We start from the raw sequence: 11,388 nt of genomic DNA on the forward strand, positions 1-11,388 counted from the left end.
TCCAACTCGCCATCGTAGGCACTGGTCTTGACGTTCATGATGCCCAGTACCGAGTGGAACAGGTTGTCCTGGGAGAAGCGCTTGGCCTGTGCCTCCTGCTTGAGGCAATCGAGACTCAGGCCATCTTCCTGGGCGGTGCGCGGCGCCATCCAGGTCAGCATGGGCACCACCGTCTGATCGTCCGGCGCGAACTTGTAGGGGGTGCCGTGCAGATAGAGCCCCATGGCGCCCAGGGACTCCCCGTGATCCGACAGATAAATGAGCCCCACGTTGTACTCCGACTCCAGCCCCTTGAGGGTGTCGATCAGCTGCCCTATCACCTTGTCGGTGTAGCGAATGGTGTTGTCATAGGTATTGACCAGCTCCTCGTTGGTGCAATTTTCGATGTCGCTGCGCGGGCAATCTGGCACGAAGGCGCGCTCCGTGGCCGGGTAGCGCCGGTAATAGGTGGGGCCATGGCTGCCCATCAGGTGGAAGGCCACCAGCTTGTTGCCTGATTTCATCCCGGCAATCTGCTGATCCAGCCCCTTGAGCAGCACACCGTCATAGCAGGACTCGCCTTTACAGAGCTCGGGATGCTCCTTGGGATCGATCACCTGGGTCGGCACCCGATCGCACACCCCTTTGCAGCCGCCATCGTTCTCCTTCCACAGTACCTGCACCCCGGCGTGCTGCAACACATCCAGCAGGCCATCCTGATGACGGGCCCGGTTCTCGTCATACTCGCGCCGGGTCATGTTGGAGAACATGCAAGGCACGGAAACCGCCGTGGCGGTGCCGCAGGAGCGTACATGGCGGAACGACACCAGACCCGGCTCCTGGTCGGTGAAGGCGTTGGTGTGCTTCTCATAGCCGTTCAGGGAGTAGTTCTTGCTGCGCGCCGTCTCCCCCACCACCAGGAACATCAGGGTCGGTTTGCTGTGGCCTTCGGCCGCGACCACGGCGTCGCTTCCCAGCGCCAGGAAGGGCATGGCCGGGGTGAAGAAGCTGGTTTTCACATACTTGAAGATGCCGGCCACATAGTTGGCGGGCACTATCTCCTTGGCCATGGTGTGATTGTTGCGGCCCACCGAGGCGTAATCCTGATAATAGAGGGCACCCACGGCGAAGATGAGCAAGGCGGAGAGCCCCATGCCCCCCAGCCGCAGGCCCAGCCCCTGGTACCAGCGCGTGGGATATTCAATCTTGAGCAGCAGCAGGCAGAGGGTTGGCAGCACCCCCGTCAGCATGAACCAAGTCAAGACGGAGCCATTGAGATAAGAGCCCGCCTCCCCGACATTGGTCTCCACCACGTTCTGCACCATGTTCTGATCGAAGATGATCCCGTATTTGAGCATGGCGTAACTGGCCAGGGAGCCAATGAGGATCAGCACACTGAAGAAGGGCTTGAGCAGGTATCGAATGCTAAACGGCAGGAACACCAGATTGAGCGCCGCCAGCAACAGCAGCGGAATGGAGAGCACGAAGCCGACCTTGACGTGATCGAGGCGAGAGAGGGCGTGATAGAAGTGCAGGAAGATAGGCCAGTTGAATACCAGAGTAAACAACAGCACCAGTAGGACATTCACCTTGATGGCACTCATAGTGATGCGCATAGACAGACTCCGCTAACCAGATGACAGGCTCACCGGGAGCCAGACTTGGCAGCATCATAGGAGTCGAGACTTAAGTGAAAATTAAGATGAAAGTCCATGGAGGCAAAGAGACCTACAAACCGGGCTGGGGTGGCAGGCAAGCCATGATGACGCACCGGGGCGACATCTCCCTTTGGCAACATCATAAAAAAACGGCAGCCCGTGGGCTGCCGTTTGCTGTCTGTGCGGGCCTTCGATCAGAGGGTCGTGGCCACGTCGTCGGAGGGCGATGGCACCGTTGTGATGCCACTTCCTCTGAGGTGCAACCTGACGATCAGAGGGTCGCGGCCACTTCGTCGGAGATGGAGCCGTTGTGGTACACCTCCTGCACGTCGTCCAGGTCTTCGAGCATGTCGATGAGACGCATCAGCTTGGGAGCAGTCTCGGCATCCAGCTCGGCTTCGGTGGAGGGGATCATGGTCACTTCGGCGTTCTCGGGCTTGAAGCCAGCCGCTTCCAGGGCATCCAGCACGGTACCGAACTCATTCGGAGTGGTGTAGACCTCGATGGAGCCATCCTCTTCGGTGACCACATCATCGGCACCGGCTTCGAGCGCCGCATCCATCAGGGCATCTTCATCGGCACCGACGAAGGTCAACAGCCCTTTCTTGCTGAACAGGTAAGAGACTGAGCCGTCAGTACCCAGGTTACCGCCACACTTGTTGAAGGCATGACGCACTTCGGCGACGGTACGGTTACGGTTGTCGGTCAGACACTCCACCATGACCGCAGAGCCCGCCGGGCCATAGCCTTCATAGACGATGGTTTCGAGCTGCTCGCCGTCGCCACCACCGGCCCCACGCGCGATGGCGCGGTTGATGGTTTCCCGGGTCATGTTGCTGGTCAGGGCCGCAGTCACGGCGGCACGCAGGCGCGGGTTGTTGGCGGGATCGGGATCGCCGATGCGCGCCGAGGTGGTGATTTCACGGATCAGCTTGGTGAAGATTTTACCGCGCTTGGCGTCTTGCGCCGCCTTGCGGTGTTTGATGTTGGCCCATTTACTGTGACCTGCCATAAAAACGCTCCGTTATGATTTCAAATCAATGAGATAAGTCTGCTGATATGGGCCGCAAGTGCGGCCCTTTTGATTTACTCAGCGCCTTCAACGTCAGCCTTGGTATCGACCTTGGCAACGGTCGCAATCGCCAGCTCGCCGAGCTGGGCCGGATTGGCGAAGCTGGGGGCATCCGTCATCAGGCAAGACGCCGTGGTGGTTTTCGGGAAGGCGATGACATCCTTGATGTTGTCGGTGCCGGTCAGCAGCATGCTCAGGCGATCCAGGCCAAAGGCCAGACCGGCGTGGGGCGGAGTGCCATATTTCAGGGCATCGAGCAGGAAGCCGAATTTCAGACGCTGCTCGTCCGGGGTGATCCCCAGGATGTCGAACACACAAGACTGCATGTCGCTGCTGTGGATACGCACAGAGCCACCACCCACTTCGTAACCGTTGATCACCATGTCATAGGCATTGGCATAGGCGCCGAGCGGGTTCGCTTTCAGCTCGCTCGGGCTCAGATCGCTCGGGGCGGTGAAGGGGTGGTGCATGGCGGCCAGGCCACCCTCGCCATCTTCTTCGAACATGGGGAAGTCGATGACCCACAGCGGCTTCCAGACGTTCTCGACCAGGCCCAGATCGCGACCCACTTTCAGGCGCAGGGCGCCCATGGCGTCGCAGACCACTTTCTTGGAGTCGGCACCAAAGAAGATAATGTCGCCAGCAGCGGCACCGGTACGGGCCAGGATCTCGCGCACTATCTCGTCGGAGAGGAACTTGGCAACCGGCGACTGCACGCCTTCGAGGCCATTAGCGGCGTCGTTGACCTTCAGCCAGGCCAGCCCCTTGGCGCCATAGATACCGACAAACTTGGTGTACTCGTCGATCTGCTTGCGAGACAGCTCGGCGCCGCCCGGCACTTTCAGGGCTGCCACACGGCCTTTCGGATCGTTCGCCGGACCGGCAAACACCGCAAACTCAACCGCAGTCAGCAGATCGGCGACATCGACCAGCTCCATCGGCAGACGCAGATCCGGCTTGTCGGAGCCGAAGCGGCGCATGGCTTCGTCGAAGGTCATCACCGGGAAGTTGCCGAGATCCACGGCCAGCACGTGCTGCCACAGCTGGCGGATCATCTCTTCCATCAGCTCGCGCACCTGGGGCGCGGTCATGAAGGAGGTCTCCACGTCTATCTGGGTGAATTCCGGCTGACGGTCGGCACGCAGGTCTTCATCGCGGAAGCACTTGACGATCTGGTAGTAGCGATCGAAGCCGGACATCATCAGCAACTGCTTGAACAGCTGCGGGGACTGCGGCAGGGCGTAGAACTTGCCCTTGTGCACCCGGCTCGGCACCAGATAGTCACGGGCCCCTTCCGGGGTGGCCTTGGTCAGCATCGGGGTCTCGATGTCGAGGAAGCCCTGCTCGTCCATGAAGCGGCGCACGAAGGCACTGGCCTTGGCACGGGTCTTCAGGTATTTGGCCATCTCGGGGCGACGCAGGTCCAGATAGCGGAACTTGAGGCGCTGCTCTTCGCTGTTGACCTGGTTGAAGTCGAGCGGCAGTGGCTCGGCGCGGTTGATGATGGTCAACTCGTGGCCGAACACCTCGATGGCGCCGGTGGCCATGTCGCTGTTGCGCTGGGAGTCGGGGCGGCTGCGTACCACACCGGTCACCTGGATGCAGAACTCACCGCGCAGTTCGGAGGCCAGGGCGAAGGCATCCGGTTTGTCCGGATCGAAGAAGACTTGCACTATGCCTTCCCGGTCACGCATATCGATAAAGATCAGACCGCCAAGGTCGCGACGACGATGGACCCAACCGCACAATGTAATGGTCTGCCCTGCATGGGCTTCATTGACCTGTCCGCAATAGATAGAGCGCATGGACTTCTTCCTTCGAAATTGTAAGAGAGACGGTTAACCCTGAGTCGCCGGGCACGACAGGTCAGCACCGTCTGTCTCGCCACTGGCCAGATGCTTGTGCTACCCGGTTTGAAATCAGTCTCGTACCAGCCGGCCCCTTTGAGCCGGCAGCTTGCCGCCGATACCGGCTTGCAACAGCGAGGCCGTCGGCGAAGCATCGGAGAGCCGTTATTGTGTTAACAATTCATGACCGCATGTCACCATCGCGGGACGCATCATCCGGCGCCACCATCAAAAATTGATAAACAAAGGGGTGGCATTATAGAGGAAAACCCCTATACGGGTAAAATGACCTGCCCCCTCCTTTGCCCTGTTTTTTAGCTCAGTTGGCAAATTTTTGAGGGGAAACGCGACAAAAACGCCAACAGGATCCGCAATGAGCCTCTTTTTGGGACTGCCACAATGGTCCCACCCCGCCTGGCCAGGTCAATTACTCGGCCAGGGCGCCAAGCCCGCCGAACACCTGGCCGATTACGCCAGGGTGTTCAACACCGTAGAAGGCAATACCACCTTCTACGCCTTGCCGACCCCGGAGACGGTGCTGCGCTGGAGCGAGGCGGTGCCGGACACCTTCCGGTTTGCCTTCAAGTTTCCGCAAACCATCAGTCACCAGAGCGATTTGGTCAGCGTGGACAAGCAGGTGAGCGACTTTATCGCCCTGCTTGCCCCCTTGCACCCCAAGCTGGGGTTGCTCAAGCTGCAACTGCCCGCCCGCTTCGGGCCCGCCGGCTTGCCTCGTCTGACCGAGTTTTTCAATCGCCTGCCCCGGGATTTTGCCTATGCGCTCGAGGTACGACACCCCGATTTCTTCGCCAAGGGGGACGCGGAGCGGGCCCTCAATCGCATGCTGATGGAAAAGGGCATCAACCGCATCATGCTCGACTCCCGGCCCCTGTTTTCGGTGCCCGCCACCACGGCGGCCATGATTGACGCCCAGGGCAAGAAGCCACAGCTGCCCGTGCACCTGCTCGCCACCGCCCACGCCCCCGTGGTGCGCCTGATCGGCTTGCCGGATCCTGCCGCCAATCACCCCTTCTTGCCGGGCTGGTTGCCCCATTGGCGCCAATGGCTGGCGGATGGCAAGGATCTCTATCTGTTTATCCATACCGCAGACAATGCCCAGGCCCCGGCGTTGGCGCGCCAGATAGTGCAATTGCTCGGTCAGGAAATGGCCCCCTGGCCGGGGGAAATTGACAGTGCCCGTCAAGGGGTGCTGATGTTTTAGTCTGCGGCACGAAAAAGTCGATTATTTACGGTGGCGGCTTCGCCCTGTTCAAGACAAATGGCCAGCAATCCTCTAGACTAGCGCCCCTATGACGGGTCAGCAGATGGCCCGTGTGAGCGGCCGGGGCATCCAGCAAAACAGGAATCCTTGTGGCCCTTCGCCAGCCGTTGATGCCCGGTACGATTCAGGTGTCAGCCAATACCAAAATTGAACAAAGCCGGGGACAGACAGATCCCCTGCCGGATTGCACCACTATGCATGATCAGATCTTTGCCGCCCCCATCGCCCAACTGGGCGATTTTTGCTTTGACGAGCAGGTCGTCGATGTCTTTGCCGACATGATCCAGCGCTCTGTGCCGGGTTATAGCAACATCATTTCCGCCATCGGCATGATGACAGCTCGCTATGCCCAGCCAGACAGCCGCCTGTTCGATCTCGGTTGCTCCCTGGGCGCCGCGACCCAGGCCATGCGTCGCAACCTGGCGCAACCCGGTTGCCGCATCACGGCGGTCGATCTCTCCCGCCCCATGATAGATAGGGCCCGGGCCCACCTCTCGGGCTTCAAATCCGAGGTGCCGGTCGAGCTCATCGAGGCGGATATCTGCGACATCGCCATCGAGAACGCCTCCGTGGTGGTGCTCAACTTCACCCTGCAATTTGTCGACCCCAAGCAGCGGGCGGCGCTGATCCAGCGCATCTTTGATGGCCTGCGTCCCGGCGGCATCCTGATCCTGAGCGAGAAGCTGCGTTTCGAAGATGAGCCGGTCAACGAACTGCTCATCGACCTGCATCTGGATTTCAAGCGAGCCAACGGTTACAGCGAGCTGGAGATCAGCCAGAAGCGCACCGCGCTGGAAAACGTGATGCGCACCGACACCCTGGCGGTACACCAGGCGCGCCTGCGCGAGGCGGGTTTCGTCCATCAGGATCTCTGGTTCCAGTGCTTCAACTTCGGTTCCATGATCGCCATCAAATCCAGCGACACCCAGCCATGATCGACTTCGCCAATTTCTATCAACTGATCGCCAAGACCCGGCTCAGCCACTGGCTGCATACCCTGCCAGCTCAGCTCCATGCCTGGCAGCATGACAACCTGCACGGTGATCTGCCGCGCTGGAGTCGTGCCCTCAACAAACTGCCGGTGGTGGCTCCCGGTCAGGTGGAACTGAAACATCGGGTCGAGATAGGCCATAGCGAGAGCCTCAATGAGGGGGAGCGCAAGAAGGTGGAGAGCCTGCTGCGTCAGTTTATGCCCTGGCGCAAGGGCCCCTTCACCCTGCACGGCATTCACATCGATACCGAGTGGCGCTCCGACTGGAAGTGGGACAGAGTGCAGCCCCACATCAGCCCCCTGGACGGACGCTATGTGCTGGACGTGGGCTGCGGTAGCGGTTACCACCTGTGGCGCATGGTCGGCGAAGGGGCCAAGCTCGCGGTCGGCATCGATCCCAGCCCGCTGTTCCTCTGCCAGTTCGAGGCCATTCGCCACTTTGCAGGCAACGACCAGCGTGCCCAGCTGCTGCCGCTGGGCATCCAGGAGCTGCCGACCCTGCGGGCCTTCGATACCGTCTTCTCCATGGGGGTGCTCTATCATCGCAAGTCCCCCATAGAACACATCGAACAGCTGCGTAATCAGCTCCGTGATGGCGGTGAGCTGGTGCTGGAAACCCTGGTGATCGACGGGGATGAGGAGCAGGTACTGGTGCCATCGGATCGCTACGGCAAGATGCGCAACGTCTGGTTTATCCCCTCAAGCCTGGCGCTCAAGCGTTGGGTCGAGCGCTGTGGCTTCTGCGATGTGCGGATTGTCGATGAAAATATGACCAGCACCGACGAACAGCGTCGCACTGAATGGATGCTCAATGAATCTTTGCTTGATTATCTGGATCCCGCCGATCCCTCCCGCACCGTCGAGGGACTACCCGCTCCCAAACGAGCCGTATTAATCGCTACCAAGGCCAAAGACTAGCCGAGGGCAGTTGTGGAAGTTACACTGATTCAAATCCAGGAAGCACAGCTAAATGAATGACATGAAAAGCAAATTGAAAGGAATGACCCTGCTCTCTCTGCTCAGCCTCGGCGGGTGTGCTCAGTTGGAACAGGCACCCACAGTGCCGCCGCTGACCCTGGCCGAGCTCAGAACAGAATTGAGCCTGAGTGAACAGAAGATCCAGCTCGCCATTGCGCAACAAGCGCGCCAGACCGTCCAGCAACAACAACTGCTGACCCAGCTCAATACTGATGTCGTCAACATGAAAGAATCTGTGAACAAAGTCGATAGCAAGCTGGCCACCCTGCCCGCACAGCCGCCCAAGCCACCCGCGATCCCGACCGAGCAGTGCGCCGCCCCCGATCAGGGCCACACCGTCGATGGCAAGCTGCTGGTAGGGGAAGCGGAGTGGATCTGGGTGGATGCCGCCAATGACGCCTTCCAGGCGCGGGTCGATACCGGGGCAACCACCTCCTCCATCAGCGCCCAGGAGATCACCATCTTCGAGCGCAATGGCAAAAACTGGGTGCGCTTCTTCCTGAGCCATCAGGATCTCGATGACAAGATCCAGATAGAAGCCCCGCTGGTGCGCCATGTGCGGGTGCGCCAGGCCTCTGCCGACGATCTCGACCGCCGCCCGGTGGTACGCCTCACCGTGCGCATCGGCGACATGACCGAGAAGGCCGAATTTACCCTGAAAGACCGCAGCGACATGACCTTCCCGGTGCTGCTGGGTCGCGAATTCCTCAAAGACATCGCCGTGGTCGACGTGGCCCGCGAATATATCCAACCCAAACCCAAGCTCAAGGATGTGAAATAATCCATGGTTTCCCGTAAGCCGTTCTATTTGCTGGTAGCCCTGCTGTTCATCGTCGGCATGGGGATGACCATCTATCACCATATTGCCCTGGACGTGCCGCTCACCCCGGGTGAGAAGCGTCAGATCTGGTCCATCGAGGCCAAACTGGAGTTCGATGCGACCGGGGAACCCGTCATCGCCTCCCTGGCCATTCCGGGTACCCAGCCGGGTTACACCCTGATGAACGAGAATGCGGCGAGCCCGGGCTATGGCCTGTCGTTTGTCGAGAAGAACGGGGATGCCCGTGCCGAGTGGTCCATCCGCACCGCGACCGGCCGCCAGGAGCTCTACTACCGGGTCGACATGATGGCCGATGCCCATGCCAAACCCGCCGCCCTGGCCCAGCCGCCCTCCATCGAGAAGCAGATCGAGAGTGAGCCTTACGCCACGGCCATGAAGCAGATCCTCGAGCGCGCCCAGGAGCGTTCCGCCGATGGCTACACCCTGACCCGCGAGATCATCAAGGAGATCGAGAAGCAGGAGCAGAACGCCCAGTTGCTTAAATCCCACAAGAGCCGCGCCAACCTGATTGCCGAGCTGCTCAACAACGCCGACGTGCCGACTCGGGTGGTGCACGCCCTCAGCCTGGAGGACGGTCGCCGTCGCCAGGAGCTGGTGGACTACTTGCAGGTGTTCAACAGCCCGACCGATTATCAGCTGTTTAACCCCCAGACAGGCGAACAGGGCCGTCCTGCCAATCTGCTGCTGTGGGAATACAACTCCGGTGCCCTGCTGGATGTGACCGGCGGTCATAACTCCAAGGTCACCTTCTCGATGATCGCTCAGGAGCAGCCCGTCAGTGTGGCGCTGTCCCAGAAGTTCGAGCAGTCCGAGATGATGAACTTCTCCATTCACAGCTTGCCGCTGGAGGAGCAGGCGCTGTTCAAGGGACTGCTGCTGATCCCCATCGGGGTGCTGATGGTGGTCTTCCTGCGAGTCCTGGTCGGCATCAAGACCTCGGGCACCTTCATGCCGGTGCTGATTGCGGTCGCCTTCATCCAGACGCAGCTCATCACCGGTCTGGTCGGCTTCCTGCTCATCGTCGGTACCGGTCTGGTGATCCGCTCCTACCTGTCGCGGCTCAACTTGCTGCTGGTGGCGCGCATATCGGCGATCATCATCATGGTGATCTCGATGATAGGGCTCTTCTCCGCACTGGCGTTCAAGCTGGGGCTGACCAGCGGCGTGAAGATCACCTTCTTCCCGATGATCATCCTCTCCTGGACCATAGAGCGCATGTCCATCCTCTGGGAAGAAGAGGGCTCCAAAGAGGTGTTCCGCCAGGGGGGCGGTTCCTTGCTGGTCGCCGTCATCGCCTACCTGGCCATGGATAACGAGCTGATCCGTCACCTCACCTTCAACTTCCTCGGCCTGCAGCTGGTGCTGATGGCAACCGTGCTGGTGATGGGTAACTACACCGGTTACAAACTGAGCGAGCTCAAGCGTTTCAAACCGCTGGTGGATGAGATGAAGTCGGGCGTCACGCCGGGTAAGGACAAGTAACAGATGTGGTTCTGGGAAAAATACACCAGCCCGTGGAGCCTGGCCCAGTCAGGCATCCTCGGCATGAACAAGCGCAACCACAGCTACATCAGCCGCTATAATCCGCGCAACCTCTATCCCCTGGTGGATGACAAGTTGCAGACCAAGAAGATAGCGCTGGATGCCGGCGTGACTGTGCCTGATCTCATCGGGACCATTCGCGAGCAGCATGATGTGGCCCGTATCACCGAGCTGGTCAAGGAGTGGCCGGGCTTTTGCATCAAGCCGGCCCGGGGTTCGGGGGGCAAGGGGATACTGGTGATCCTGCGCCAGGAAGATGGCCTCTTCTACAAGCCCAACGGCAGCGCCTCCAATGGCCAGGATCTGGAGCGTCATGTCTCCAACATTCTGGCTGGGCTCTATTCCCTGGGCGGCAAGCCCGACGTGGCGCTGGTGGAAGGGCTCATCAACTTCGATGATGTGTTCGACGGCTATTCGTTTGAAGGGGTGCCCGATGCCCGGGTGATCATCTTCAAGGGGTTCCCGGTGATGGCCATGATGCGCCTCTCGACTGCGGCATCGGATGGCAAGGCGAACCTGCACCAGGGCGCCGTGGGGGTGGGTCTGTGCCTGCGTACCGGCCGGGCGCTGCGGGCGGTGCAGTTTGGCAACCCCCTGCGCCACCACCCGGACACCGGCCTGGACTTGTACGAGCTCAAGGTGCCTCACTGGGATACCCTGCTGACACTCGCAGCATCTTGCTATGAGATGTCGGGACTGGGTTATATCGGCACCGACATGGTGCTCGACAAGTTCCGTGGCCCCATGCTGCTCGAACTCAACGCCCGCCCCGGCCTCGCTATTCAGATAGCCAATGGCCGCGGTCTGGTGCCCAATCTCAAGACCATAGAGAAGCTGGGATCGACCAAGATGACGGTGGCGCAGCGCGTCGCCTTCTCCAAGGAGCACTTCGGCATCTTCGACGAGTGATGGTGTCGCAGAGATTGACTCAAGCGCGCCTTCGGGCGCGTTTTTTATTGGGAACCCCCCTGACTCGCCACTCGCGCCCCCAATCCCCCTGCCCGCCATCCCCGGGGACAAAACTTGCTACCAGGCTGAACCCAGGGAGGCTTTCAGCCTGTCAGCGCCCTTTATTAAAGCGACAAGAAACGGCGCCAATGTTAGATTAGTTAAATCAAATTAAATAGATAGAACGGATCCGGTACTCCTATGCAACGCTGGCCCAGCCTGAACCAGCACCAATATCTGATCGCGCTCG

The 11,388-nt window shown here is 60.1% G+C and carries 9 protein-coding genes; 6 read left to right on the forward strand and 3 right to left on the reverse strand.

Translation table 11 applies throughout. The annotated features are described in order from the left end of the window. The 3 genes from BN1130_RS01085 to aspS all read right to left on the reverse strand — a co-directional run. Window positions 1–1,595, reverse strand: a 1,595-nt coding sequence (locus BN1130_RS01085; protein ID WP_042039728.1) for a phosphoethanolamine transferase, incomplete at its 3' end; no start/stop codon positions are given. 313 nt (window positions 1,596–1,908) lie between these two features. Continuing rightward, the gene (locus BN1130_RS01090; RefSeq protein ID WP_042039729.1) at window positions 1,909–2,649 is read right to left on the reverse strand and encodes a YebC/PmpR family DNA-binding transcriptional regulator; all 741 of its coding nucleotides are present in this window, start codon (window positions 2,647–2,649) and stop codon (window positions 1,909–1,911) included. Window positions 2,650–2,723: 74 nt separating this feature from the next. Next, window positions 2,724–4,514 carry an aspartate--tRNA ligase gene (aspS, locus tag BN1130_RS01095; protein ID WP_042039730.1) on the reverse strand — a complete coding sequence of 597 codons (1,791 nt, stop codon included), beginning with the start codon at window positions 4,512–4,514 and terminating at the stop codon, window positions 2,724–2,726. A 415-nt stretch (window positions 4,515–4,929) separates the two neighbouring features. On the opposite strand from aspS, the gene BN1130_RS01100 reads away from it, so the two are divergent. The 6 genes from BN1130_RS01100 (at window position 4,930) to BN1130_RS01125 (ending at window position 11,099) form a co-directional block, all read left to right on the forward strand. After that, window positions 4,930–5,778, forward strand: a complete 849-nt coding sequence (locus tag BN1130_RS01100) for a DUF72 domain-containing protein (protein ID WP_042039731.1) — start codon at window positions 4,930–4,932, stop codon at window positions 5,776–5,778. Between the two features lie 254 nt (window positions 5,779–6,032). Beyond that, complete coding sequence (gene cmoA / locus BN1130_RS01105; protein WP_042039733.1) at window positions 6,033–6,773, forward strand: carboxy-S-adenosyl-L-methionine synthase CmoA; 741 nt, start codon at window positions 6,033–6,035, stop codon at window positions 6,771–6,773. Beyond that, window positions 6,770–7,747 (forward strand): tRNA 5-methoxyuridine(34)/uridine 5-oxyacetic acid(34) synthase CmoB, encoded by a 978-nt coding sequence (gene cmoB, locus BN1130_RS01110; RefSeq protein ID WP_042039735.1) that lies wholly within the window; start codon window positions 6,770–6,772, stop codon window positions 7,745–7,747. The genes cmoA and cmoB overlap by 4 nt, the downstream gene beginning before the upstream one ends. Window positions 7,748–7,799: 52 nt before the next feature. Then, a complete protein-coding gene (locus tag BN1130_RS01115) occupies window positions 7,800–8,588 on the forward strand; it encodes an ATP-dependent zinc protease family protein (RefSeq protein WP_042039736.1) in 789 nt (262 codons plus the stop codon). A gap of 3 nt (window positions 8,589–8,591) precedes the next feature. After that, window positions 8,592–10,130, forward strand: a complete 1,539-nt coding sequence (locus tag BN1130_RS01120) for an inactive transglutaminase family protein (protein ID WP_042039738.1) — start codon at window positions 8,592–8,594, stop codon at window positions 10,128–10,130. Window positions 10,131–10,133: 3 nt separating this feature from the next. Continuing rightward, window positions 10,134–11,099 (forward strand): alpha-L-glutamate ligase-like protein, encoded by a 966-nt coding sequence (locus BN1130_RS01125; RefSeq protein ID WP_042039740.1) that lies wholly within the window; start codon window positions 10,134–10,136, stop codon window positions 11,097–11,099. Window positions 11,100–11,388: the final 289 nt, after the last annotated feature.

This window comes from Aeromonas rivuli (assembly GCF_000820045.1).
Classification (GTDB): Bacteria; Pseudomonadota; Gammaproteobacteria; order Enterobacterales; family Aeromonadaceae; genus Aeromonas; species Aeromonas rivuli.

Coding starts and splice junctions, on each gene's coding strand:
- BN1130_RS01100 (WP_042039731.1), top strand. CDS start 4,930: ATGAGCCTCTTTTTGGGACTGCCACAATGGTCCCACCCCGCCTGGCCA.
- BN1130_RS01120 (WP_042039738.1), top strand. CDS start 8,592: ATGGTTTCCCGTAAGCCGTTCTATTTGCTGGTAGCCCTGCTGTTCATC.
- BN1130_RS01115 (WP_042039736.1), top strand. CDS start 7,800: ATGAATGACATGAAAAGCAAATTGAAAGGAATGACCCTGCTCTCTCTG.
- aspS (WP_042039730.1), bottom strand. CDS start 4,514: ATGCGCTCTATCTATTGCGGACAGGTCAATGAAGCCCATGCAGGGCAG.
- cmoB (WP_042039735.1), top strand. CDS start 6,770: ATGATCGACTTCGCCAATTTCTATCAACTGATCGCCAAGACCCGGCTC.
- BN1130_RS01090 (WP_042039729.1), bottom strand. CDS start 2,649: ATGGCAGGTCACAGTAAATGGGCCAACATCAAACACCGCAAGGCGGCG.
- cmoA (WP_042039733.1), top strand. CDS start 6,033: ATGCATGATCAGATCTTTGCCGCCCCCATCGCCCAACTGGGCGATTTT.
- BN1130_RS01125 (WP_042039740.1), top strand. CDS start 10,134: ATGTGGTTCTGGGAAAAATACACCAGCCCGTGGAGCCTGGCCCAGTCA.